This is a genomic window from Rickettsia sp. Tenjiku01, from assembly GCF_001653015.1.
Lineage (GTDB): Bacteria > Pseudomonadota > Alphaproteobacteria > Rickettsiales > Rickettsiaceae > Rickettsia > Rickettsia rickettsii.
This window is the reverse complement of the sequence record NZ_BCMR01000011.1, coordinates 1-25,582: the sequence shown is the minus strand read 5'-3', so window position 1 is coordinate 25,582 and position 25,582 is coordinate 1. Positions and strand designations below refer to the sequence as shown.

The following is a 25,582-nucleotide window of genomic DNA, read 5'->3' as shown; positions in this document are numbered from 1 at the left end:
TTGATGATTGTTTTAGCTCATGGAAAAAAAATATTATACCCGTTATGTTTTTAGAAAGACTTGCAAGTGTTTTATTTTTTGCAAAAAACCCGGATTAAAAAACAAAAGCTGTTTTTTTTTTGTTTAAATTTGCAATTTTTTTTTCAAGCAAAAGAAGGGCTATTTTTTTCCCGCCGATATTGCGAGTTCCACCTGACCCAACACCGTATTTTAGCAAGGCATCTATAGAAGCGTGCATTACTTTTGCATGTTTACTCATACCCAAATAGTCATTAATGCACCACATAACTATTTGTTTATTAGCGTGTTCTGCAAAAGGAAAATTATCGGCTTGTCTTTTTAAGGCCTTAAATTCTCGATATCTTCCTTCGTTTTTGATCTTATCTATATGTTTGCTAAATATAATATCGTAATAAGACATTTTCTCGATTTCATTCCCGCGTAGGCGGGAATCCATTTTATTAATTATAAAATTCTATAATCAGATATTTTGAATGTTCTTTCTAGATTCCCGCCTACGCGGGAATGAAATCGAACAGAACAATACTTCCAAACTCACGTTTGCAACTATTCTACATTAAAATTAAAAAAGTTTAAAGTTATAATATGGCTTTTTGTACAATATCGTTTAATCTCTTTGAAAATGCACCTGTATCAGCAACCGGTTCACCCTCTAAAATACAGGCTTGATCAAATATTAGATTAACCAATTCTTCATTATTTTTATTATTTGCTTTTAAGTCGTTAAAGATTTTCTCTATGATTTTATTTTTAGGGTTTAACTCTAGATTTTTAGCTGAGGCATTAGCTATTTGTTTCTGTTCAATCAAAAATCTCTCCATACGAATATCCATAGCAGCGTCGCTAACGGCAAGACAAGCAGGACTTGAAGTAAGTTTTTTAGAGATCTTAACTTCTTTTACCAACTCCCCTAGTGTCTCCTTAAAATAATCTGTTAGCAATTTATATTCATCATCGGATTTTTTACTATCTGTATTTTTCTCCTCAGATTGTGAAGTAGTTTGCTCTACATCGATATCGCTTCTTGTCGCTGATTTAATAGCATGTTCTTTATATTTGCTATTAACATTTACCCAAAAATCATCCACTGTATCGGTAAAAAGTAATACATCGATTTTTTTACTTAATAACCCTTCGATTTGTGGGCTTGAAAGTAATTTATCGGGGTTATCACCGCTTAAATAATATATAGTACTCTGCCCTTCTTTAAAATTCGCTATATATTCGTCAAGGCTGATCATTTTATTATGCAAGGCACTTCTGAATATGCATACCTCTAATAATTTTTCATGGTTGGTAGTAGCCTCACATAAACCCTCTTTTAAAGCACCGCCGAAATTAGCCCAAAACTTATTATATTCTTCAGGTGATTCCTCTTTCTTTTTTCTAAGCTCGCCAAGCACTCTTTTTGTAATAGCATTTTTGATTTTCTCAAGCACGCTATTATGCTGCAGTGATTCACGGCTAATATTTAGTGGTAAATCTTCTGAATCAACCACGCCTCGTAAAAATCTTAAATATGACGGGATTAAATCTATATTCTCATCAGATATAAATACTCTTTTTATATATAATTTTACTCGCCTTTTGCGATCAGGGTGGAATAAATCAAATGTTTTGCTTGATGGAATGAAAAGTAGGTTAGTAAATTCTATAGCTCCCTCGTTTTTATTATGCATAGTTATCCAAGGGTCATCAATGGCATAAGATAGACTTTTGTAGAATTCTTTATATTGTTCTTCCGTAATTTCCGATTTCGGTCTTGTCCATAATGCAGAAGCTGAATTAAGCTGGATTTCATTATTACCAGCTTCATCAAAGAAATATATTGGTACTGCTATGTGATCGGAATAGCTTTTAATGATGTGTTTTAATCTAAAATGATCAAGGAATGTATCTTCTTCCTTTTTGATATGTAAAACGATTGCCGTGCCTCTTGTGAACTCTTTATCTGAATCTGAGACAGTATATTCACCAAGCCCATCTGATTCCCAAATATGGACTTTATCTTCCCCAGCTTTTCTTGAGGTTACAGTCACTTTATCGGCTACCATAAAGCTTGAATAAAATCCAACACCAAATTGACCGATTAGCATATTGTCTTTTTTAGAATCACCGGATAGGCTTTTAAGAAAATTTGCCGTACCCGATCTTGCAATAGTACCGAGATTTTCAATTAAATCGTCTTTATTCATGCCGATGCCGTTATCACGGATAATGATTTGTCCGTTATCTTTATCGACTTTAACCGTAATTTTAAAATTGCTATCGCCAGCTACTAATTCACTATTACTTTGAGATAAATAACGTAATTTATCACAAGCATCCGAAGCATTGGAAATTAACTCCCTCATAAAAATCTCTTTATTACTATAAAGAGAGTGAATCATTAAATTTAAAATCTTGCCAACCTCGGCATCAAATTTCTTTTTTTCTTGTATCATAATTATTCCAGTTTAATAAATTATTTTTTCGTCATATGACTTTATGTCATTCCTGCGGAAGCAGGAATCTAGAAAATAATAAATATAAACTGGATTCCCGCCTATGCGGGAATGACATTGGAAGTCTAGCAACAACTGCACCTTATTTAATATAGGAATTAATAATCAAATTTAAATAGTCTTCATTAATATTTTTTATCAATATCGTTTTTAAGCTATGAGTATGACCTTTAATAATTTCGATATTACTACGTGATAATTTCCATTCTTTTGCTAAATAATTTATGATTTCTTCATTCGCTTTACCTTGTTCCGGTATTGCTTTTATAGATAATTTTAGATATGGGATATTATTAATAATTACAAAATTGCTAATTAGATTTTGTTTAGAATTAGGCTTTACTTTAAAACTAAGTAAAGCCTGATGTGAAGAAGAATTGTAATTGTAGAATTTATCCATGAATATTTTTTATCATATTTGCTTATTCTTTTTAATAAAAAAAGAATCCTTGAAAAACTTTGCTTAAACTGATATTATGTTTACCATAAATGTTTAGCACCCTTAGCTCAGCTGGATAGAGCAACAGATTTCTAATCTGTGGGTCAGAGGTTCGAATCCTTTAGGGTGCGCCATTCTGCATTTCTCGGTATTTCTACAAACGTATCAAACCGCAGATGCAGCATTAAGTCAAGCTTTTGACCGTTTAACTGAATATTAATTGTCTTTCACCAAGTCTTTAAACTAAGCAGCTTTTCTCTTTCTTCTAAATAGTAAATTTATCACCTTATAAAACGAAATATTAAAAATATTTCTCAAGTTTATTAATTAAAGCTTTAATTTCTTTTGTGTTAACTAATATTTAATAATTATGATATCACAAGTATCGCTCCATATGTAGACGTAAATATGAAAATTTGCTTAATGGAGCTAATAATGGATTAAAGGAAGAAATGATTATTAATACCCTCACAGAACTATCATCAGACCATTCTGGTGTAATGCTTAATTTAAAACCGAGTAATAACGAAAAAGAGTTTAAAGAAAAATTAGAAAAGATTATTAATACTTATGAAAAATGGCAGGAAAATCCTGAAAACAAAAAAGCAATTTCTCAAGAACTCAAAAAAGAATTAGAGAATCTAGATATATGGTGCACAGAAACAGCTAAAAAAGATAATTCGCATGTTTTTAAAAATATTGGACAAGTTATAAAACATAGTTTTAAAGCTTTGGCTAACATAGGAAATAAAGAAGCTTTCAAAAAAGAACAGAAAGAAGTAGGTATTTTATATGGATGCTATAACACATGCTAATAAAAATACTAAACAAACACTAGAACGCATAAGGGCTACTATTAACAAACATAAATCTCCCCTTCCTCATTATTAAGCAGACATCACCGGAGAAGGAGCAAAAGATTTTGTCGGATAATTTTCACTTTCTTTCTCCAATTTTTCAAAATGAAATATACCAAATCCAATACTTGTTGGAATCATAATAATTAATACTCCCCAGTTTTTAAAGATTTTTATTAAATGAGGAAAACCAAAAGAGCTAATAACATACATACAAGCAGCTGATACAGCATATGTAAATGTTACGGAAGTAAAGCGTTTAAAGATTGGAAAATGTCTAAAACAATTTGGTACAGCCGGCATAACATTAAGGGCAAAAGCCATGATAAGTGCTTGAATATAAATTAATAATATTTCCTAATGCCTAATTACAAATCAGAGGAATATCTAATATATTAGACCAAACTTTATCCCAACCTTTTGCATGAGAAATATTAGGAAAAGTTTGCTTTTTTACACACGGTGAGTTACTTGTTTTTACGTAAAGTGCTGCTATGAAAGGCGGGACTCTTTTGTCATCCATGCCGGAGAGATGTAATTGAGGGATATTATTAACCTGTTTTGCATAATTTATCGGGTTTAAGGATTTAACTAAGTAACCACGATAATTATGATATTTATCAAACTTTTTAGTATCTAAATTACCGGCAATCGTTATAATATCTTTAACATTACTATTTTGAGCGGCAATTAATATTGTAAGCCCGCCGCCACCGGAGAAGCCGACTAAGCTAAATTTTTGTCCGTTATTGATAATATTTATGACATTGTTAATTGAATCTACGACTTCCTGCCCCATTCTTTTATCTAACCAATAATCGCTAATGCATTTTGAGTTCATTTCTAAAGGAGTATATTGGCAAGGTCTTGCTATATAAACAATATTCGGTCTTTTATCCATTGTAGCAAGCTTTAAGAGCATCGGATTAACGGGAGTAGGGTTGTCGGAATTAGCAGATCCATCCGCAAGATGTCCATCTCCCTCAATATAGAATACAAAAGGTAGGTTACGGTCGGTAATACGCTGATAAGTCGTAAGAGTAAAATCACCACCGTTTACTAGCCTCATCTGAAAGTTATTTTGAGTTGCTATATCTTGCGAATGCTTTACCCTTCTAGCTACATCATGAGTAGTAGAACACCCTGAAAGAAATATTGGTATTAAAAATATTATTGCCCAAATAAAATTTTTCATAACAATTTTGATTAAAACGGTATTTCGTCGTCTAAGTCGCTATGGTCAAAGGAATGATTTTTAGTTTCAGGATGTTTATATTCGCTATGCCCTGAATCTTGATTATGATTATTAGAGTTTTTACTATCTAATAATATTAATTGTGAATTAAAGTTTTGTAATACAACTTCCGTGATATATTTTTCTTGACCTGAATTATCATTCCACTTACGGGTTTGCAATGAACCTTCAATATATAATTTGCTACCTTTTGTGACATAGCGTTCTACAACAGATACTAACCCTTCACTAAATATCACTACTCTATGCCATTCAGTTCGTTCTTTTCGTTCGCTGGTAATGCGATCTTTCCAAGTTTCGGTTGTTGCTAAGGAAAGATTAATGATTTTTTTTCCTTCGCCTGTAGTCCTCATTTCCGGATCACGCCCTACATTACCTATTAATATTACTTTATTTAAACTACCTGCCATAGATTACTACCTACTTTAAAATATTACTATTGCAATAATAAAATAAAAGCGCCTATAATACTACAGGTTTTTTAAAAAATATCTCAAAAATTTTGTAGTGAAGTGATTATGAACCAAGAATATATTAAGGTACGCGGTGCTAAAGAGCATAATCTAAAAAATATAAATGTTAATATTCCAAGGAATAAATTTGTTGTTATCACCGGTCTTAGCGGTTCAGGCAAGTCTTCTTTAGCGTTTGATACTATTTATGCAGAAGGTCAAAGGCGATATGTTGAAAGTTTATCTTCATATGCAAGGCAATTCTTACATTTACAAAATAAACCTAATGTAGAATCTATTTCCGGATTATCGCCTGCTATTGCAATTGACCAAAAAACTACTTCCAAAAATCCACGTTCTACGGTTGGAACTATAACGGAAATTTACGATTATCTTAGGTTATTATATGCAAGGGTGGGTGTTCCTTACTCTCCGGCAACCGGTCTTCCGATACATAGCCAAACAGTTTCCGAGATGGTAGATATAATTAACGAACTACCTAAGGGTACGAAAATATATTTACTCGCTCCTATTGTTAGAGGACATAAGGGTGAGTTCAAGCGTGAAATTATGAATTTGAAAAAGCAAGGCTTTCAGAAATTAATAGTTAACGGGGAAGTTTGCGAAATTGATGATTTACCGAAACTTGATAAAAATAAGAATCATAATATAGAAGTGATCGTTGATAGAATAGTTCTAGACGAAAGTTTAGGTAATAGACTTGCAGATAGCTTAGAGAGTTCGTTAAATCTTGCCGAGGGTATTACTTATTTGGAAATTGTAGAATTACCGCTGGCAGTTAAGAGCGAGTTTGAAAAAAATCAGCGTATTACTTTTTCCGAGCAATATTCTTGTCCGGTATCGGGTTTTCAGCTTACTGAAATAGAGCCTCGAATCTTTTCTTTTAATAGCCCTTTTGGAGCATGTCCTAAATGTGAAGGGATAGGTAAGGAGTTTTTCTTTGATAGAGATTTAATAGTTCCGGATCAAAGAATTGCTATTAAAGACGGTGCAATAGTGCCTTGGGGTAGTACAGCTTCTAAATTTATCCTAGAGACATTAAAGGCTCTTGCCGATCATTATAAATTTTCTATTGAAGTACCTTTTGTAAGTTTATCACAAAATGTTAAGGATATTTTATTTGAAGGTTCAGGAGAAGAGGCAATAAAGTTTGAATTTCACGATGGTTCTAAAACGCAAATAATAAAACAACCTTTTGCCGGTATAATACCAAGTTTGCAAGAAAAGGACCGTACTATAGAATCGGTTTTAATTAAAGAAGAACTAGCTAAATTTAAGTCAGAGCATAAATGTACTGCTTGTTCAGGGTTTAGATTAAAAGACGAAGCATTATGCGTTAAAATAGCAAATTTTCATATAGGTGAAGTAGCAGGTATGAGTATTGCAGCCTTGCAAAAATGGTTTAGTCACTTAGAAGAAAAATTAAATAAAAAGCAATTATTTATTGCTGAGCGTATACTCAAAGAAATTACCGAGAGATTAAAATTTCTTATGAATGTCGGGCTTGATTATCTAACGTTATCACGAGAAGCAGGTACTTTATCGGGGGGGGAAAGTCAGCGTATTCGTCTTGCATCTCAAATAGGTTCAGGACTGAGCGGTGTTTTATATGTACTTGATGAGCCGTCTATTGGTCTTCATCAACGAGATAATACAAGATTAATTGAGACACTAAAAAGGCTTAGAGATTTGGGTAATACCGTTTTGGTAGTCGAGCATGATGAAGAAACAATATATGAAGCAGACCATATTATTGATATAGGACCGGGAGCCGGTATTCACGGCGGTCGTGTTATTGCGGAAGGAAATGCTGAAGAAATAAAGAATTTTGAAGAAAGTATCACAGGGAGGTATCTAAGTGGTCGTCAAACAATCAAAGTGCCGTCTGAAACAAGAGTAGGGCATGATAATAGGGCAATTGAATTACTTGGGGCGGTTTCCAACAATTTAGATAATGTTGATATCAAAATTCCGCTTGGTACTTTTACCGCTATAACGGGAGTATCGGGAAGCGGTAAATCAAGCTTGATGATTCATACTCTATATAAAGCGGCTCTAAAGCATTTAGAGCCAACTAGCAAAGTATTTCCCGGCAAATATAGAGAGTTAAAAGGACTTGAATATATTGATAAAATTATCGATATTAATCAATCTCCGATAGGTAGAACTCCTCGTTCAAACCCTGCGACTTATACAGGTGCCTTTACCCATATTAGGGATTGGTTTGTGGAGTTACCTGAATCAAAAGCTAGAGGGTATAAAGTAGGCAGATTTTCGTTTAACGTTAAAGGTGGTAGATGTGAAGCATGCCAAGGTGATGGGCTAATAAAAATAGAGATGCATTTCCTACCTGACGTATATGTAAAGTGTGATATTTGTAACGGTCACAGATATAATAGAGAAACGCTTGAAATAAAATATAAAGGTAAATCTATTGCCGATATTTTGATGATGACTGTAGAAGATGCGATGCAGTTTTTTGAAAAAATACCGTTAATCTATGAAAAATTAATTACCTTAAATGAAGTGGGTCTAGGCTATATTAAAATCGGTCAGTCTGCTACTACTCTTTCAGGTGGTGAAGCACAACGCGTTAAGCTTGCTAAAGAATTATCAAGACGTTCAACCGGTAAAACGCTTTATATACTTGATGAACCGACTACGGGATTACATATCGACGATATTAATAAATTGTTAAAAGTGTTACATAAACTTGTTGATATGGGCAATACCGTTTTAGTTATCGAGCATAATTTAGATGTTATAAAAACTGCAGATTATATTATTGACGTTGGTCCTGAAGGTGGCGACAAAGGCGGTAAGATAGTTGTATGTGGCACCCCTGCCGACATCGCTGCCTGTGAGGAAAGCCATACCGGTAGATATTTAAAGCAATATTTGGTGTGATCTAATATAAATAGCAAGCTACTCTATATAATTTGCTATTTGATGTATTTCTAAATTATCCTTAACACTCATCCCTTGATTTCGTTAAGAAAAATTAATCTAATTCTTGCTATTTTTTAAAAATTATCACATTTTGTGGTTATTACCATGTTTTATGGTTTTCTGTAGAATAATTATAAAAGAAGAAATTAATGAAAGTTACATTTAATAGTATTGAAAAAATTTATAATTTATTAACTATCGAAGAATGGATAGATAAACAAGATCCAAAGCAACGCTTGGAACAATTAAACAAAAAACTAGCGAAAGCTAGTAATCCAAAAGAAAAAATTAATTTAGAAAAGGCCATAACAACCTTAGAAGAAAATACTAAAAGTAATCCCATGACTTTAAAAAAAGCTGGAATAAACCAAGACGATGCTGAAATTTATTATATAAAGAGGGCTTAAATAAAAAGTCTAGTGAAAAAGAATTATTAGAAAATAATTTTGATCAATTAAATACTAATGATGTTTTTGAAAAAATACATAAGCAATATTTAAGTACAAATATACGCCTTAAAAAAATCTTATTAGTAAAGAACTATGTAAGAAATATTGCCATATTGTCGAAAATTGCTGACTTATATACGGAGAATGGCGGTTTAAATTCTTTAGAAATGGCTAAAAAAGTATCTACTTACTTTGGAAATTTAGAAGATATAAAAAGTTACTTAAAAACTGTTAATTATGATACAAAAGAAACAATAGAATTGAGTTTTCAATTTAATTCACAAACATTGTCTTCCAAAACATTTGAATTTTTTCAAATTTTAAATAAATCTGGAAGAGACTCATTATATATTTTCAGTAATGCACACTTACTGGAAAAAACTGAAAAATTTCAAAAAATTCTTAAAGAAAATAAATTAAATGATTTTCAGCAGATGACTAAAAATGATTTAAAGAATTAGTAAATCAAGTAACTGAAATAGTAATTAAAGAATCTTATAAGTACAATGAAAAAGAATTATCAGAAGAAAATAAATTACATGCAAAAAATTTAGCTAATTTTTCTTTAAAAGGAAAACTAGATAATAATAGTTTTCAAAAAGCATTGAACTTTATAAAAGAATATTATATGCCTGATATTAATTTTGATATAGAGGTAAAAGGCAAAAAGTATAATTTTCCTAAATTACCTGCCGATGATATGAAAGGTTTTATGCTTGGTAAATTTAGTAATTCTTGCCAATCTATAGGACATGATTCCGAAAAATCTATTTTAGACGGTATGAGTAAAGCAAATGCCGGTTTTTATTACGGATGATAAAGGAAATATAAGAGCTCAGTCATATGCTTGGCTTGCTGGAGAGGGAAAAAAGAATGAAAAAGCCACTTCTATGTATGGTACTAGATTCATTTGAGCATTTAGGGAAAGAAGATAAATTATTATTTGTACCTATAATAAATAAATTGAGAGAAGCATTACAAAAACAAGCATTAAATTTATATGTAGGATGTGGCGGACAAACTCCTAAACTTGATATAAACACTATACTTCATCCAAAACCAATGGAGTAAGATTTATATATGGCGATGCAACAAATGTTTATCCTATTACAAGAGAAGTACCAACAATAGAATTAAACTTAGGAAAAAATGCTAATAACCAGGTTAATCAATATTCTACTATTGAAGAGCTAAAAACTGATAGTAAATTACTACAACAAATTATAATAACTAAGCAAATTAATCGAGATTTAACAGAAGAGGAAATATCATTGCTTAACATAGGTTTTACTTTTGCACAAATTTCGAATATAGAAAACAATAAACAAGAATTCTTTGTTGAAAATGACGATAATATAAAAAGTTTGACTGACGCCGGTGTTAGTGTGAAAGAATTACTTGCCATGGAACCAAGTCAGCAGAAACTCTTTATTGAATATAGTTATAAGGTAAAAAGCTTATCTAAGGCCAGGCTCACTACGAAAGAATTGTTTAATGTGATAACAGGCCAACAAGAATCAAGTAATATAAATGAAAATGATTTAACTCAGTTCGATAATACGGATCACAATGCATTAAAAGTAGAGTTGATAGGTGATGCTACAGAACAAGCTTAGGTGAGCGTGGAATACAATTCAAATATAATAGAATTCTTGCATAACATAGCTAATAAGGAGAGATCCTTTTGGAGACAAATAAGTTATGCAAGAATTCTAATGCTTATGGTCATGGTGGTGAGTATAGAAGCCTAGAGCAGAAAGTGCATTTGAGAATTCAGAGTTAGGAGTTATTTCATTTGGTATTCCGCTGCAACATATGTGACCGTTTAAGCATATCACTTGATCGGAGTTTTTTATTACGGTAAATAAATCATGAGAAATCATAAAAACCGTAATATTGAGCTTTTTACGAATCAAATTAATAAGCTGATAAAATTCTTGTTGGCTTGTTACGTCTAAAGACTGTAACGGTTCATCTAAAATAATTAAGTCGGGATTATTAACTATTGAACATGCAAGAACTACCTTTTGAAACTGCCCTCCTGAGAGCTTAGAAATTTCTTGATCTTTTATATGTTCCAAATCAATAAATGAGTTAATCTCTTTAATATTGTTATTAAAATTACTCGGTGCTAACAACTCTAAAAAATTTTTTACTGTAATAGGTAAATCAGGGGTTAATCCGAACTTCTGCGGTACATATCCAATTTTTAGTTTGGGATCAATTATAATCTCGCCGTTTGTAGGTTTTTCAAGTCCAAGCATTAATCGTACTATGGTAGTTTTACCTGCACCGTTAGGTCCGATTAAAGTAGTGATATTATTTTTTTTGACAGTGAAACTAACGTTATTTATCGGCAATTTATTACCGAATTTTTTAGATACGTTACGAAACTCGATTATAGGTTTTTGCATGTGTCAGTTCACTTCTGTTATCCTGTGGCTTGACCACGGGATCCAGTAATAAATACTAAAGTTATTAATGTTTTAAGTTATTTTTCTAGATCCCGTGGCTTAACCACGGGATGACACAGTGGGCAATAAATAGCATTCATTAAATAGAATAAATGCCGATTAGTGCTGCCTCGGCAAGTAAATGTTTTTGCAGGGCTAATACTAAATCTGGCTTGCTAGCATTCTCATCAAGCTCAAGATAATCATTTAGGGCATATAGTTTAAAAAAATAACGATGAGGTTTGCCGGCAGGTGGACAAGGACCGCCGTATTTTTTTTCTTGCCAGCTATTATTTAAAATTTTAATACTACTATCTATTTGTCCTTCTGAAAGCTTAGTAATAGAAGCAGAAATATTATATATTATCCAATGATCCCATATACCGTGTGGTGGTGCTATTTCTACCGGTGCATCCGGATCATACATTATAAGTGCAAAAGATTTAGTATCTGAAGGAGCATTACTCCATTCTAGATGCGGTGAAACATTTTGTCCTTTACAAGTAAATTTATCAGGAATGCGATCATTATGTTTAAATGCCGTACTTGTTATTATGAAAGTCATAGGTTGCTCTTTTTGTTATAACGTCATTGCGAGCAGCCATAAGCTGCGTGGCAATCTCATGAAATAATAAAATTCTTGAGATTGCTTCGGCAATTACTTCGTAATTTTCCTCGCAATGACATTTTTTCTATCAATTCACAACTTGCCATTGTCCGTCAGGTTGGCGACATGCATTACCGTATGCTTTGTGTTGTTTTCCGCCTATTACAACTGTTTGAGTGTACTCACGGCAATATTGACCAGTGCTATTTCTATAAGTTTTATTAGGTGTTACGTAACCGTAATTGCCGTTATCCGGATTACGCCATTCTACGTTACTACCACTAGGAGCTGTTTCTAAAGCTCTCTGTGAGGTAAGCTCTGCAAGTCTTCTATCCTGCTCATCCATACCTGCACCGATTTGTCCACCAAGAACTGCTCCAAGTAGTGCACCTACACCTACTCCAACAAGCTGTCCTTTGCCCTTACCGAATTGAGAACCAAGTAATGCGCCGCCAGCACCGCCAAGAAGTGTTCCTGTACCTTGTTTATTCATACCGCCCGGACCGTTACAGGCTTGTAACATAGAAGTTGCAAGAGCTATAATCATAATTTTAGATAATAGTTTCATATAATTCTCTCTAAATTAATATATACTTAATAAGTATATGGTTTTTAGAATTTTGTAAAGCTAAAACTAGATTCTGTAAACAAAATTTAAATTATTTATTTTTAATTTTGTTCACAGAACCTTATTATAATTGAATTTTATATTTTCTTTGTTAAACTACAAATAAATAAATTGGAAAGATTTGTCATGGATACTAATAGCCGTAATCGGTTAATAAAATCGGCATCTTATTTATCGGTTACTACGGCATTAATTATTTTAAGTATAAAATTATATGCTTGGGTTGTTACCGATTCGCAATCAATCCTTGCTTCTTTAATTGATTCAATGCTTGATATAACTTCCTCCTTTATTAATCTAATAGCTTTAAGATTTGCCCTGCAACCGCCGGATCATCATCATCGATTCGGGTATGAAAAAATGCAGGATTTAACAATTTTTTCTCAATCGATATTTTTCTTTGCTTCAGCTTTTTTTGTAGGCTTTTCTTCGGTTAAATCTTTTTTTGAAAAAACAAAACCGGAGAATATTAGCGACGGTACTACTGTAATGTATGTATGTATATTCTTAACAATTATTTTAGTACTTTACCAAACTTATGTAATTAAAAAAACAGGATCGGAAATAGTAAAAGCCGATAAGCTTCATTACTTCACGGACTTACTAACCAATGTTATAGTAATTATCTCTATAAATTTAAGTGATTATTTTTGGTTTGTTGATCCATTATTTGGTGTAGTTATTTCGTTATATATATTTCACTCTTCTTATTCTTTATTTAAAAAGGCATTTAAAAATTTAGTAGATCATGAATTACCCGAACAAGACAGACAAAAAATTATCTCGATAGTTAATAACCATTTAGGGGCAAAAGGTATGCACGAAATGAAAACTAGATATGCCGGTCAAAAAGCTTTTATCCAGTGCCATCTGGAAATGGACGGCAATATGTCGCTTTATAATGCTCATAAAATTAGCGATGAGATTGCTTTTGAAATATTGCAGGAATTTCCGGAGGCTGAAATAATTATCCACCAAGATCCTTTTGGAATCGAAGAACACGTAAAGTATCGTGAATATATTGTTAGATAAAGAAGCTAATTTTAATAATTTTTTCATGGAGCAAGCTTTAAAACAAGCAAAGATTGCTTTTGATAAAAATGAAGTCCCGGTCGGAGCGGTAGTTGTAGATAGGTTAAATCAAAAAATTATTGCTAGTACCCATAACAATACGGAAGAAAAAAATAACGCTCTTTATCATGCTGAAATTATTGCTATTAATGAAGCATGTAATCTTATATCTTCTAAAAATTTAAATGATTATGATATTTACGTTACTTTAGAACCTTGTGCTATGTGTGCGGCAGCTATAGCTCATAGCAGGTTAAAACGTTTATTTTATGGGGCTTCTGATTCCAAGCACGGAGCAGTCGAAAGTAATTTGCGATATTTTAACAGTAGTGCTTGTTTTCATAGACCGGAAATATATAGCGGAATTCTTGCCGAAGATTCGGGGCTATTAATGAAAGAGTTTTTTAAGAGGATAAGAACTGTTATTTCTAGCCACAGAATGACATAAAGAAGTAAGAAAACATGCTACAACTATTAACCCCCTATTATTTTAATAAATTATCAAAGGTTATAATACCTATATTAGCTATATCTACTTGCGTAATGATGATTATAGGTCTTTATTTAGCCCTCATAGTTTCGCCGGTAGATTATCAGCAAGGTGATTTTGTACGCATTATGTATGTTCATGTCCCTGCCTCTTGGATGGCTCTTGGTGTTTATGTTTTCATGGCAGTATGCAGCTTTAGCTATTTAGTATGGAAAACTACTATTAGCTATTTGCTAGCCGTAGCTTCTAGTTACGTTGGAGCTACTTTTACTTTGATTAGTTTAGTAACAGGTTCTTTATGGGGAAAACCTATATGGGGGACATGGTGGGTTTGGGATGCAAGACTTACCTCCATGCTCATATTATTTTTATTATATTTAAGCTATATTATTATAGTGAATAGTGCGGATAATATAAGAAAGGCACAAAATCCTTCTTCTATTATTGCTCTTATCGGACTGATTAACATACCGATAGTAAAATTCTCGGTAAATATTTGGTATAGTTTGCATCAGCCTGCTAGTGTTTTAAGGCTAGGGAGTCCAACTATTCACTCTTCAATGCTAAAGCCTTTAATTATCATGTTTATTAGTTTTATATTATATTTTCTATTAGTATTACTTTTAAGAACTGCTATATTAATCGACAAAATCAAAAACAGATAATATAATGACTTATGTTGTAACCGATGAATGCGTAAAATGTAAATATACCGATTGTGTTGAAGTATGTCCTGTAGATTGTTTTTATGAAGGTGAAAGGGAAGATGATTTTATGTTAGTCATTAACCCCGATGAATGTATAGATTGCGGCGTTTGTGTTCCTGATTGTCCTATAGGTGCTATTAAACCTGAATCACCGGGGTTAATAGAATGGGTAGAACGTGCAAAAGATTTTATAGAAAATAAAGGATGGAAAAATATTACCAAAAAAAAAACTGCTTTGCCTGATGCCGATAAATTTAAAGATGAGAAAGATAAGTTTAATAAATACATAGGTTCTGTGAAGATTTCACAGAACCTAAAATAACATGAATTAACTATATATGTGTTTATTTTGTCACAAAACTTAATAAAAGCTTTATTATATGAATCTAATTGCCGATTAAATATAGAACTAAAAAATATAATATGTTATATATGCCATTAAGATAATGTTTAATTATTTAATTTGAGGTGCTAATCATGAAAAAGTTACTTTTAATAGCTGCTACAAGTGCAACAATTTTGTCTTCTAGCGTATCATTTGCTGAGGGCATGGATCATGAGTGGTATTTAAGAATAGATACCGGTGCAGCAATGTTTAATGAAGAAAAAGATAAGGCAACCGGTGTTAAATTAAAATCTAATACAACTGTTCCAGTTGCTTTAGGTATCGGTTATTATATTTCCGAAAACTTTAGAGCCGATTTAACTTTAGGTACTATAATCGGTGGTAAGTTAAAGAAATCCGGAGCTGTGACTAATGCACCTTTTACCTGTACTAATGTTTCAGCAAGCCATAAACCTACTATTACACGTTTACTTATTAACGGTTATGTAGATTTAACTAATTTTGATATGTTCGATGTTTTTGCTGGTGCCGGTGTTGGTCCTGCATTAGTTAAAGAAAAAATTACATATAATGGGATAACCGGTCTTTCATCTAACACTAAAAACAGTACTAATATTTCTTACAAGCTAACTTTAGGTACTTCTGCACAAATTGCCGACGGTGTTAAAGTAGAACTAGCTTATAGCTGGATAGATGATGGTAGAACAAAAAGTAAGAATGTAATTTACCAAGGAACAAGTGTACCAACCGGTGGTATGCATTATCAAAGCCATAACTTAACAGCCGGTATAAGATTTGATATATAATTAACAAGAATATATTAATAGTTTTAGGTAATAACCTAATATCATATCGTGGCTTAACCACGGTATCTAGAAATACAAAAAAAAGACTGGATTCCGGTGGTTAAGCTACGGAGTGATATTAGATGACAACTCAGAAATGTCACTTAAAGCTATTTTTTATCGAATTTAGGTAAAAATTGTAAAATTATTATCTAATATCGTTTTTACTAACAACTAATAAAATTTAAAGGAAAAATTTAACAATATGAAAAAATTACTTTTAATAGCAGCTGCAAGCACAGCACTTTTAACTTCTGGTCTTTCATTTGCTGATTGCGATATGAATTCTTCTGTAGATTCATCTACTAATTCATCGATGTCATCATCTGTGGAAAATCAATGGTATTTAAAACTTAATGCTGGCGGTGTGATTTTTAACAAAACGAAACCTAAAGGAGCAGATTTTAAGTTAAATAATATAAAGTCTAATACAGGATTTACAGGTGAGATCGGTGCGGGTTACTATATCATGGATAATCTAAGAACCGATTTAACAATTGGAACGGTAGCAAGTAGTCATTTAAAGAAATCAAAAACTTATCCAGGCGGTAATTCTTTCTCAGTAAAAAATAAACCTACTATTGTAAGTGTATTACTTAACGGTTATGTTGATTTCGTCGATTTAAGCATGTTTAAAGTATTTGCAGGTGCAGGTGTTGGTGCTGCTTTTGTAAAGGAAAAAATTAACTCTAAAGATATTAAAGATGGTGTAACTGACAATTTCAACGGTACTACTAAAAATAAAACTAACTTTGCTTATCAATTATCTTTAGGCACTTCATTTGAAGTTGCACAAGGTGTAAAAGCTGAACTAGTTTATAGCTGGAGAGATTACGGTAAAACAAAAAATACCACCAAAACTATTGACAGGGATAAAGTTAAATTTGGTGGAACCCGTTATAAAGGTCATAACTTAATGGCAGGATTAAGATTTGATATGTAATTAGTCTTAAATCTTTTTACAAGCTATTAACACGAAAAAGGAGTCTTTATTAAAGGCTCCTTTTTTGTTTATATGTCTTGGTATTGCCTACGTGGATACTGAGACGTCATGAGCTAAGCGACTGCAAGGTATTATCGCATTATTCAGCTTTTTTGTCATTGCGAGGAAAAATTACGAAGTAATTGACGAAGCAATCCAGTAAAAAATTCTGATTTACAGCATTTTTATTATTTTTCCTAGATCCTACGGCAACAACACCTACAAGCTTGCGGAGTTATAGTAGAGATGGCATTGATATTCATGCCAACAAACTCTTAATCTAAAGACTCTTTTTGCCTTTATAAAACGTTACGTTCATTTTATGTATTGCTGCAAAGCCTAAATAAATTTTAATACGTTCTAGAATAATATCTTGATAATAAGGTAATTCTGCTGCAGTAGCATTATCTTCAGCTTGTATAAACAGCGTATTAATCTTTTGTTTTTTATAAGTATAGGTGGTGATTTTTAAAGGTAATGCTTTAGTGCTGAAGTTAAATCCGACTATTTTATTCCAGTTAATCATGATTTCAGGCAGCAATGGATGTTGTTTAGCAAATATACGTCTAACTATTTTATCGATATCCTCTTTAATTAGCTTCATTTTAATAAACTCTGCACTGTTAAAGTTATGACGGCTAAAGCAAGTATTATAGATATTACGGGAAAATGTAAAGATGTAACCGATATGATCATTAAAAATATATTACAAACTGCTATAATCGATACTACTTGTTTATGAGATTTACCTTTTTGTACTGCTTTTTGAAAAAAATGTTTTAAATGAGGCTGCCAAATTTTTTCTTTATTGAATAGCCGAATTAATATGGTTAGCACTGCATCAGTGATGTAATATAAGCTAGCAATAGCACAAGCTATAAATAAATTAGTGCTTGTAAGAGCCAGCAGGAGCAAACAAAGACCCGTTAAGAATCCAAGACTAATACTTCCCACGTCTCCTAAAAATATTTTTGCCGGATGCCAATTAAATATTAAAAAACCACAAGAACAACCAAGAATAATAACATTTACACTAGCTATAAAATATGGATTATTAATAGTTGGAAATTGTAAAAAACATAATATAAGCATAGTGCTAGATAGATGGATAGATTCCACACAACTCATACCGTCTATACCGTCCATAAAATTATATATATTAATAAAACCGCTTAAAGCTATAACTAAAATAGAATATATTAGTATATGTACAGAGTTTAGCTGCGAAAAAAGAAAAATAGCAAAAGCTGCACAAATTAAGTGGACTATTAAACGAATTAGAATAGGTACGGCTTTTAAGTCATCTAAAAAGGAAATCGAAGCAATTGCCAATACTAACGGTAATATTTTTATTGAATTAACAAAGTTATTGCTCGTTATATATTCAAACCCGCTCAAAGCAATCATTACAACAACTACAATAGCAAGACCGCCGCCGCGCGGTGTTATCTTATCATGAGAACGACGGTTACTTGGTATATCAACTAAACCGATAGTAGGAAGATATTTAGTTAATATATATGTTAATATAGCGGTGGATATAAAAGAAAAAATAAATAATGTGCTGTAGCTATTTATATTCATAGGAACATATTAGATTTAAAACTATAATATTTACGGTTTGGCATGTCTCTACTATCTTATTTGTCATATGAATGTTGGCTTTTGAAGGTTCAGGGCTACTGCTTGGATGATGATGCACAATTATAAGGCTGCTTGCTTCGTTAAATAAAGTTCGTTTAATTATCTCACGTGGGATATACCGCAGCTTGGTCTATAGTTCCTTGACTTAAAACCTCATCAGCAATTAAAATATTTTTCTTATTCAAAAATAATATATGAAATTGCTCGAGTCGCATATTGCCCATATTAACTTTTAAATAATCAATCCAATAATATTTTTATTTATTATTTTTTGTTTCAATACTCTAATTTATCAGCTCACGTAGAGCAAAATTGATATATAAATTTTCATTGGTGCCTTTAATACTAAGTAGCATTTCCTTATCAAGGTTAATTAAATCCGTAATATCAAAATGATCAAGTAATTTTTTAGCAAGAGGTTTTATGTCTTTACGAGGGATAGCCGTAAATAACATTACTTCAAGTAATTCGTAATCAGAAAATGTTCTGCTCCAGCGGCAACGAAGCGTTCTTTTACTTTTTTACGGTGACCTATATAATGAGGCGTATCTATTATTTCATCATTACTAAATTCTAACAAATTATTTTCTAACATTCTTTATGTTTATTCAAATTATAAATAAGTAAAATGTTGCTGATGTCATTCCTAGCTAAAAGCGGGAATCCAGTAATCTTTAATGTCATCCTAGCTAACTTGATCGCGGGATCTAATCTTTTTAAATGCTTTTTGGATCCCGTGGTCAAGCCACGGGATGACACTGAGTGCGTTTTTTGATCCACGCAACAATATCCCGCGGGAATGACATAGATAGCCATACAACAAAATCAATTTTTACTCTACAGTTTAGTATGGAGGATAATCAAGTTTTTTAGGTGATAACGTAAATATTTCAAAACCGTCTTTAGTCACGCCTATAGTATGCTCAAATTGAGCCGATAATGATTTATCACGTGTAGTAACTGTCCATCCATCTAGTTTACTTAATATAGTGTCATAATTACCGGCATTTATCATAGGTTCAACGGTGAAAAACATTCCTTCTTCTAATGTTAGACCCGTGCCGCTGCGACCGTAATTTAATATTGACGGTTCGTCATGAAAAACTCTTCCGATACCGTGACCCGTATAATCTCTAACCACAGAATAATTATGTTTCGCGGCATAGCTTTGAATAGCATGTCCGATATCACCAAGTTTAGCACCGGGTCTAACTACTTCAATCCCTTTCATCATTGCATCATAAGTTACTTGAATAAGACGCTTTGGCTTAATTGCTACGTCACCGACATAATACATACGGCTAGTATCACCGTACCAACCGTCTAAAATTACTGTAACATCAATATTTACTATATCACCGTTTTTTAACGGTTTATCGTTTGGAATGCCGTGACAAACCACATGATTTATAGAAGTACAAATTGATTTTGGAAAGCCTTTGTAATTTAACGGTGCAGGAACGGCATTATGAGAAGTAATAAAATTATGACAAAGGCCATTTAAACTATTAGTAGTGACATTCGGTTTTACGTGATCAGTAATAAAATCGAGCGTCTCTGCAGCTAATTTTCCTGCTGCCCGCATCTTTATGAAATCTTTTTCTGTGTGGATTTTTATGGTCATGAATTTTGGTTACCTTTCCCTCAAAAAAATATATTTTTCATAATACAAAATGGCTCTTTTAATGTAAATAACTTATCCTATTATTGTTGTGAGAAGTGCTGCTATGTTACTTGATGTAGGTTTTAGATATTATGTAATTGCTAATATAATTATTATTTAACATAATGGTTGTAGTGAGGTTATTATTTGCTATTTCTGTTGTGGTTGCACATTCAACTTCTCATCCATTGCTTAAATTTATAGGTACAACAATTGCAGTACAATCTTTTTTCATCCGGCTTTTATATGGCTATGATTCAGAGCAATTATACAAGCAAAATAAAATTTTGGAAACGTAGATATTTAAGGCTTTATCCTACTTAGATCTTTTGTATTTTAGTTACTTTCTTCTTGCAGCAAAAATTTTCTTTTTTAAGCAATTGTGTAATCTTCCATTTCCGGCTGGTTTTTTTAATTTTTGCAAACCTAACAATGTTTATTGGTATTAATAATAATACAGTACAGTTTACAAAATACTTTATTGACTCCACGCCTCCTCTTTATTAATTTTTGTTGATACCTCCTGGTTGGTCAATTGGGCTAGAAATTTCTTTTTATTTAATGGCACCTTGGATTCTAAAAAAGAAAAATATCTATATTTTATCCATAATTTGTATATTTTTAATTACTAGCATTATTCTTCAGTTTAATGGATTTATAGGAACTTCTTGGTCTTATAGATTCTTTTCTTCTGAACTTGCAGTTTTCTTAATTGGTAGTCAAGCATTTTATATTTATACTAATCAAGAAATAAACGAAAAAAAGTCTTGGCTTAGTCAATTACTCTATATTATATATTATATTAATAATTATTACTTTTCCGTTTATCCCAATAGAGCCTCAACTAAAAAAATTACTTTTTTATTGTTTATTTGCTCTATCTTTAGGAAAAATATTTGACTTAACCAAAGATAATAAGTTAGACAAATTAATTGCTTTACTCTCTACCCAATATATTGTTGTCATTTAATTGTCTTGTATAATATACTACCTGCTATTTCATATTGGGCTGATAATGGGACATTTTTCTTAATACGTTGGTTACTTTTATAACAGTAATAATTATTTCTTTATTGAAAAGCCTATAGAATATTATAGAAAAAGATATAAAACTCATAATTTAGCTTAATATTTAAAACTATGCTATATTACATAAATAAAATTCTTTCAAACAATAAGGTACAAGCGGTTATCATAGGGATAATCGGGCTTGGGATTGTTACTGTTCTCACGTCATATAATATAGACGATCCGTCGTTTAACTCGGTCACAACAGAGTACCATAGTAATTTAGTCGGAATTTTTGGCTCTTATTTATCGGATTGTTTATATCAATTTTTTGGGTTGGCTGCTTTTATCATACCGCTTGCTTGCTTTGTTTGGGGGAGAAATTGTTGGTATGGAAGATATCGCGGCTCATTTATCCGTATGTTTGTAATGTTGCTTGCTCTCGTTAGCAGTAGCACATTATTATCTAAGATTAAGCTAGAATTCATACCGGCAAATGCAGGTGGAGCTATCGGAATAATAGCTTCTAATTTTTTGGAGCGATTTACAAATCAACTATACTTATTATTAATATTTTTTACCTTTATTATATTAGTTGTTTTATTTGAAATTAAATTTACTTCTTTAAGTAATTTTATTATTAAGCTAGGGAAATTTTTAATCTATTGGATACAATCTTTTTTACATAATGTATTTTCACGATTGTCGTCGATAAGATTATTCCCTACTAAAAACAATGATAAGTTAAATATAACTTCTTCTTACCAAAAGCCTGTAAGTGAAAAAGTAAAATTTCCTGAAGAAGCGAGATCCGTACCTGCAAATCCTATAAAATTCTTTAGCAAACCTGTTAGCCCTAAAATATCTCAAAGCGAAATAGCAGAATTGCCTCCTATTTCGTTATTACGTAATCCTGAAAAACATCATGTAAAAGGATCTTCTTCCTCAGAGCTTAAACAAAAGGCTGAAGAGTTATTAACCGTGCTGAATGATTTTGGAGTTAAAGGGCAGATAATTAATATCAATCAAGGACCGGTGGTAACTCAATATGAATTTGAGCCGGCAGCAGGCACGAAAACATCAAGGGTAGTAGGATTATCTGACGATATAGCACGCTCACTATCTGCTTTATCAACAAGGATAGCAGTTATACCCGGCAAAAATGTACTTGGTATTGAGCTTCCTAATAAGCAGCGTGAATTCTTTTGCTTAAAAGAACTTATAGAGACCCCAGAATACCAAGACAAATCAACTTTATTGCCGTTAGTCTTGGGTAAAGATTTAGCAGGTAAGCCGCTGATTGCCGATCTTGCTAAAATGCCTCATTTATTAGTAGCAGGAACTACCGGCTCAGGTAAATCCGTCGGTATTAATGTGATGATTGTGTCGCTCTTATACCGCTATACTCCCGAAGAATGTCGCTTTATCATGATTGATCCGAAAATGCTTGAATTATCGGCTTATGATGGAATACCGCATTTGCTAACTCCCGTGGTAACCGCGCCTTCTAAAGCGGTAGTTGCTCTTAAATGGGCAGTTAAGGAAATGGAAAACCGTTATAGAATGATGAGCAATATCGGTGTTAAGAATATCGCAGGTTATAATGCAAAAATCTTAGAAGCGGTTAAAGAGAATAGGGTAATTGAGCGTTCGATTCAAACTGGTTTTGACCCTGAAACAGGTAAGCCTATTTACGAAACCGTTACAATGAACATGGAAAAACTGCCTTACATAGTGGTTATTGTTGATGAGATGGCTGATTTAATGCTAGTTGCCGGTAAGGATATTGAAATGCTGATTCAAAGGCTTGCTCAGATGGCAAGAGCGGCAGGCATCCATATTATTATGGCAACGCAAAGACCTTCTGTAGACGTTATTACTGGTGTCATTAAAGCCAATTTTCCAAGTCGTATTAGTTTTAAAGTTACCTCTAAAATCGATAGCCGAACGATTTTAGGAGAACAAGGCTCCGAGCAGTTACTCGGTATGGGTGATATGTTATTTATGGGGAGTACTTCCAAGATAAGTAGGGTACACGGACCGTTTGTTAATGAAGCCGAAATTGAGCAAATTACGGAATATTTGAAAGATAGCGGTACGCCTGAATATATCTCTGCCGTTACCGAGCAACCTGAAGAAGACGATAGTAGCATTGATATCGGTGACGGCACCTCTGATGAAGTGCTTTACAAAAAAGCTGTGCAGATAGTGCGTGACGAACGCAAATCTTCCATTAGCTATATCCAAAGGTCGCTTAGAATTGGCTATAACAAAGCTGCCAACTTAGTTGAGAAGATGGAGAAAGAGGGAATAGTCTCACCACCGAATCATACAGGTAAAAGAGAGATATTATTGCCTGAGAGGTAGGGTATTTTTTCGTCATGCGCTACGCAACCGTAGGCATTGTTGCATGGCTCTTATGTCATTCCTGCGAAAGCAGGAATCCAAGAAAAAATTATAGATACAGCAAATTTTTGAAAATTTAAAGCTCGATTTATCTCGCTTTATGCTGGATTTCTGCTTTTGCAGGAATGACATAAATATATTTATCATTGACATTCGAATTTGATAAAGCTTTAGGACAAAAGCTTTTACAAAAAGCAATATATGCCGGTGATTTAGAGTTAGTAGAAACTTTATTTATATAGTATAAGGTGTTGACGCCCAGTACAAAGACCAATTAGGACGTATAGCTCTGCATCATGCTATAAAAGCTAATTGCGGTGAAGAATTAATACAGTTTTTAATTGAACACACTGCGTATATTAATTATCGTGATAAATCAGGTCTAACACCGCTGGCCATGGTGAAGAGTAATCATTGTGTCCCGGCTACAGAATTATTGCTCAAAGCTAATGCTTCTGAATATTATATGTATGATGATGTTATTAAGGTGTTAGGAGAATATGGATACTAAATAGTCATTGCGAGCGGGCATGGCCCGCGTGGAGCAATTCCCTCCCTGTCATCCCATGGTTTGTCCACGGGATGACACACCCAGCAGATTTCTCGAGCCATGCAACAAGGCCAACGCCGCTACGGAATGACATATAATCTATACATAAAAATATTATCTATGTTATTAATTATAATAGACATAATAAAAAAGTTGCGTTAGAATTATAACACTTTTTAAGTGAGTTAATTTTTATTAAGGTTACATATGGCGAATATTTCTCCAAAATTATTTCAAAAAGCAATACAACAAGGTCTTAAAGCCGCTTTATTCACCACCTCAACCGCAGCGATAATGCTGAGTAGTAGCGGGGCACTCGGTGTTGCTGCAGGTGTTATTGCTACTAATAATGCAGCATTTAGGGATAATGTTAACAATAATAATTGGAATGAGATAACGGCTGGAGGGGTAGCTAATGGTACTCCTGCTGGCGGTCCTCAAGACAATTGGGCATTTACTTACGGTGGTAATTATGCTATCGATGCAGATGTAATCGGTCGTATTATTATGGCTATAAATGTTGCGGATACTAATCCTGTAAGTCTAAATATTATGCAAAATACCACCGTTGGTTCGATTATAACGAGAGGTAACTTGTTGCCTGTTACTATTACTGCCGGCCAAAACTTAACTTTAAACGGTACTAATGCTATTGCTGCAAATCATGGTTTTGATGCTCCTGCCAATAATTATACAGGTTTAGGAAATATATTTTTAGAGGGAGTGAATGCTGGAATAATTATAGACTCTAAAGCCCCGGCAAAGATAACGCTTGCAGGTAATACAGATGGAGGAGGTATAGTAACGTTTACCGATAATAGTACAGTAACTGGCGATATAGGTAATACAAATGCATTAGCAAAAGTGAATGTAGGAGCAGGTTTGCTACAAGTACAAGGCGGAGTGGTAAAAGCGAATAGAATAAACTTAACGGATAATGCGTCAGCAGTGACATTTACGAATCCTGTAGTGGTGACCGGAGCGATAGATAATACCGGTAATGCAAATAATGGTATAGTAACGTTTACCGATAATAGTACAGTAACTGGCGATATAGGTAATACAAATGCATTAGCAAAAGTGAATGTAGGAGCAGGTTTGCTACAAGTACAAGGCGGAGTGGTAAAAGCGAATAAAATAAACTTAACGGATAATGCGTCAGCAGTGACATTTACGAATCCTGTAGTGGTGACCGGGGAGATAAATAATACCGGTAAGTGCAAATAATGTATAGT

The 25,582-nt window shown here is 32.8% G+C and carries 25 protein-coding genes, 1 tRNA gene and 5 pseudogenes; 17 read left to right on the top strand and 14 right to left on the bottom strand.

Going from position 1 to position 25,582, the window contains the following annotated elements:
* From TENJIKU01_RS04365 to TENJIKU01_RS04355, 3 genes and pseudogenes are all read right to left on the bottom strand, one after another.
* Window positions 1-421 (bottom strand): annotated as a pseudogene (locus tag TENJIKU01_RS04365) (aminotransferase class I/II-fold pyridoxal phosphate-dependent enzyme); the annotation flags it as partial.
* Window positions 422-599: 178 nt separating this feature from the next.
* The gene (htpG, locus tag TENJIKU01_RS04360) at window positions 600-2,465 is read right to left on the bottom strand and encodes a molecular chaperone HtpG (protein ID WP_064429344.1); all 1,866 of its coding nucleotides are present in this window, start codon (window positions 2,463-2,465) and stop codon (window positions 600-602) included.
* 142 nt (window positions 2,466-2,607) lie between these two features.
* Window positions 2,608-2,925: a DUF167 domain-containing protein gene (locus tag TENJIKU01_RS04355; protein WP_004997180.1), complete on the bottom strand. Its 318-nt coding sequence runs from the start codon at window positions 2,923-2,925 to the stop codon at window positions 2,608-2,610.
* A 96-nt stretch (window positions 2,926-3,021) separates the two neighbouring features.
* Here TENJIKU01_RS04355 and TENJIKU01_RS04350 point away from each other — a divergent pair.
* Window positions 3,022-3,098: transfer RNA gene (locus tag TENJIKU01_RS04350), tRNA-Arg, on the top strand.
* A 318-nt stretch (window positions 3,099-3,416) separates the two neighbouring features.
* A complete protein-coding gene (locus tag TENJIKU01_RS04345; protein ID WP_227779977.1) occupies window positions 3,417-3,779 on the top strand; it encodes a hypothetical protein in 363 nt (120 codons plus the stop codon).
* Between the two features lie 72 nt (window positions 3,780-3,851).
* Here the strand turns inward: TENJIKU01_RS04345 and TENJIKU01_RS04340 are convergent, their stop codons facing one another.
* The 3 genes from TENJIKU01_RS04340 to TENJIKU01_RS04330 are packed head-to-tail and all read right to left on the bottom strand — an operon-like array spanning window position 3,852 to window position 5,486.
* A complete protein-coding gene (locus TENJIKU01_RS04340) occupies window positions 3,852-4,145 on the bottom strand; it encodes a hypothetical protein (RefSeq protein ID WP_064429342.1) in 294 nt (97 codons plus the stop codon).
* Window positions 4,146-4,185: 40 nt separating this feature from the next.
* On the bottom strand, window positions 4,186-5,016 hold the full coding sequence (locus TENJIKU01_RS04335; protein ID WP_010977856.1) for an alpha/beta hydrolase family protein: 831 nt from the start codon (window positions 5,014-5,016) through the stop codon (window positions 4,186-4,188).
* Window positions 5,017-5,027: 11 nt separating this feature from the next.
* On the bottom strand, window positions 5,028-5,486 hold the full coding sequence (locus TENJIKU01_RS04330) for a single-stranded DNA-binding protein (protein ID WP_064429341.1): 459 nt from the start codon (window positions 5,484-5,486) through the stop codon (window positions 5,028-5,030).
* A gap of 108 nt (window positions 5,487-5,594) precedes the next feature.
* Here TENJIKU01_RS04330 and uvrA point away from each other — a divergent pair, with 108 nt between their 5' ends.
* The 6 genes and pseudogenes from uvrA (at window position 5,595) to TENJIKU01_RS04305 (ending at window position 10,563) form a co-directional block, all read left to right on the top strand.
* Complete coding sequence (uvrA, locus tag TENJIKU01_RS04325; protein ID WP_064429340.1) at window positions 5,595-8,456, top strand: excinuclease ABC subunit UvrA; 2,862 nt, start codon at window positions 5,595-5,597, stop codon at window positions 8,454-8,456.
* Between the two features lie 191 nt (window positions 8,457-8,647).
* Window positions 8,648-8,905 carry a hypothetical protein gene (locus TENJIKU01_RS04320; protein WP_064429339.1) on the top strand — a complete coding sequence of 86 codons (258 nt, stop codon included), beginning with the start codon at window positions 8,648-8,650 and terminating at the stop codon, window positions 8,903-8,905.
* Between the two features lie 155 nt (window positions 8,906-9,060).
* Entirely contained in the window at window positions 9,061-9,408 is a 348-nt protein-coding gene (locus TENJIKU01_RS04315; protein ID WP_064429338.1) for a hypothetical protein, read from the top strand.
* A 167-nt stretch (window positions 9,409-9,575) separates the two neighbouring features.
* Window positions 9,576-9,861: pseudogene (locus tag TENJIKU01_RS04310) on the top strand (hypothetical protein).
* On the top strand, window positions 9,842-10,018 hold the full coding sequence (locus TENJIKU01_RS08515) for a hypothetical protein (RefSeq protein WP_172795040.1): 177 nt from the start codon (window positions 9,842-9,844) through the stop codon (window positions 10,016-10,018). The pseudogene TENJIKU01_RS04310 and the gene TENJIKU01_RS08515 overlap by 20 nt, the downstream one beginning before the upstream one ends.
* Window positions 10,019-10,218: 200 nt before the next feature.
* On the top strand, window positions 10,219-10,563 hold the full coding sequence (locus TENJIKU01_RS04305) for a hypothetical protein (protein ID WP_064429337.1): 345 nt from the start codon (window positions 10,219-10,221) through the stop codon (window positions 10,561-10,563).
* 96 nt (window positions 10,564-10,659) lie between these two features.
* On the opposite strand, the gene TENJIKU01_RS04300 is transcribed toward TENJIKU01_RS04305, so the two are convergent.
* From TENJIKU01_RS04300 to TENJIKU01_RS04290, 3 genes are all read right to left on the bottom strand, one after another.
* Window positions 10,660-11,361: a metal ABC transporter ATP-binding protein gene (locus TENJIKU01_RS04300; protein WP_064429336.1), complete on the bottom strand. Its 702-nt coding sequence runs from the start codon at window positions 11,359-11,361 to the stop codon at window positions 10,660-10,662.
* A 139-nt stretch (window positions 11,362-11,500) separates the two neighbouring features.
* A complete protein-coding gene (locus TENJIKU01_RS04295) occupies window positions 11,501-11,965 on the bottom strand; it encodes a YbhB/YbcL family Raf kinase inhibitor-like protein (protein WP_064429335.1) in 465 nt (154 codons plus the stop codon).
* Between the two features lie 130 nt (window positions 11,966-12,095).
* On the bottom strand, window positions 12,096-12,575 hold the full coding sequence (locus TENJIKU01_RS04290; RefSeq protein ID WP_064429334.1) for an RT0821/Lpp0805 family surface protein: 480 nt from the start codon (window positions 12,573-12,575) through the stop codon (window positions 12,096-12,098).
* Between the two features lie 186 nt (window positions 12,576-12,761).
* Between TENJIKU01_RS04290 and TENJIKU01_RS04285 the strand changes: the two genes are divergently transcribed.
* The 6 genes from TENJIKU01_RS04285 (at window position 12,762) to TENJIKU01_RS04260 (ending at window position 17,037) form a co-directional block, all read left to right on the top strand.
* A complete protein-coding gene (locus TENJIKU01_RS04285; RefSeq protein WP_064429333.1) occupies window positions 12,762-13,667 on the top strand; it encodes a cation diffusion facilitator family transporter in 906 nt (301 codons plus the stop codon).
* The gene (locus TENJIKU01_RS04280; protein WP_004997207.1) at window positions 13,648-14,154 is read left to right on the top strand and encodes a nucleoside deaminase; all 507 of its coding nucleotides are present in this window, start codon (window positions 13,648-13,650) and stop codon (window positions 14,152-14,154) included. The genes TENJIKU01_RS04285 and TENJIKU01_RS04280 overlap by 20 nt, the downstream gene beginning before the upstream one ends.
* A gap of 14 nt (window positions 14,155-14,168) precedes the next feature.
* A complete protein-coding gene (locus tag TENJIKU01_RS04275; RefSeq protein ID WP_064429332.1) occupies window positions 14,169-14,861 on the top strand; it encodes a heme ABC transporter permease in 693 nt (230 codons plus the stop codon).
* A gap of 4 nt (window positions 14,862-14,865) precedes the next feature.
* Entirely contained in the window at window positions 14,866-15,225 is a 360-nt protein-coding gene (locus tag TENJIKU01_RS04270; RefSeq protein ID WP_064429331.1) for a ferredoxin family protein, read from the top strand.
* Window positions 15,226-15,380: 155 nt separating this feature from the next.
* Window positions 15,381-16,055, top strand: a complete 675-nt coding sequence (locus TENJIKU01_RS04265; RefSeq protein WP_064429330.1) for an outer membrane beta-barrel protein — start codon at window positions 15,381-15,383, stop codon at window positions 16,053-16,055.
* A gap of 244 nt (window positions 16,056-16,299) precedes the next feature.
* Window positions 16,300-17,037, top strand: coding sequence for an outer membrane protein (locus TENJIKU01_RS04260; RefSeq protein WP_064429329.1), 738 nt, complete (start codon window positions 16,300-16,302; stop codon window positions 17,035-17,037).
* Window positions 17,038-17,356: 319 nt separating this feature from the next.
* Here TENJIKU01_RS04260 and TENJIKU01_RS04255 read toward each other — a convergent pair whose 3' ends face one another.
* From TENJIKU01_RS04255 to map, 5 genes and pseudogenes are all read right to left on the bottom strand, one after another.
* Window positions 17,357-17,680 (bottom strand): DUF721 domain-containing protein, encoded by a 324-nt coding sequence (locus TENJIKU01_RS04255; protein WP_014014855.1) that lies wholly within the window; start codon window positions 17,678-17,680, stop codon window positions 17,357-17,359.
* Window positions 17,677-18,660 (bottom strand): MraY family glycosyltransferase, encoded by a 984-nt coding sequence (locus TENJIKU01_RS04250; protein WP_064429328.1) that lies wholly within the window; start codon window positions 18,658-18,660, stop codon window positions 17,677-17,679. Before TENJIKU01_RS04250 ends, TENJIKU01_RS04255 begins: the two co-directional genes overlap by 4 nt.
* Window positions 18,647-19,000, bottom strand: a pseudogene (locus TENJIKU01_RS07630) (JAB domain-containing protein). The gene TENJIKU01_RS04250 and the pseudogene TENJIKU01_RS07630 overlap by 14 nt, the downstream one beginning before the upstream one ends.
* A gap of 4 nt (window positions 19,001-19,004) precedes the next feature.
* Window positions 19,005-19,315 (bottom strand): annotated as a pseudogene (locus tag TENJIKU01_RS04245) (UPF0758 domain-containing protein).
* Window positions 19,316-19,564: 249 nt separating this feature from the next.
* On the bottom strand, window positions 19,565-20,344 hold the full coding sequence (map, locus tag TENJIKU01_RS04240; protein ID WP_064429327.1) for a type I methionyl aminopeptidase: 780 nt from the start codon (window positions 20,342-20,344) through the stop codon (window positions 19,565-19,567).
* Between the two features lie 1,179 nt (window positions 20,345-21,523).
* Between map and TENJIKU01_RS04230 the strand changes: the two genes are divergently transcribed.
* The 3 genes and pseudogenes from TENJIKU01_RS04230 to TENJIKU01_RS04225 form a co-directional block, all read left to right on the top strand.
* Window positions 21,524-23,758 (top strand): DNA translocase FtsK, encoded by a 2,235-nt coding sequence (locus TENJIKU01_RS04230; protein ID WP_064429326.1) that lies wholly within the window; start codon window positions 21,524-21,526, stop codon window positions 23,756-23,758.
* A 322-nt stretch (window positions 23,759-24,080) separates the two neighbouring features.
* Window positions 24,081-24,308, top strand: coding sequence for an ankyrin repeat domain-containing protein (locus tag TENJIKU01_RS10695; protein ID WP_227779978.1), 228 nt, complete (start codon window positions 24,081-24,083; stop codon window positions 24,306-24,308).
* A 246-nt stretch (window positions 24,309-24,554) separates the two neighbouring features.
* Window positions 24,555-25,562 (top strand): annotated as a pseudogene (locus tag TENJIKU01_RS04225) (autotransporter outer membrane beta-barrel domain-containing protein); the annotation flags it as partial.
* Window positions 25,563-25,582: the final 20 nt, after the last annotated feature.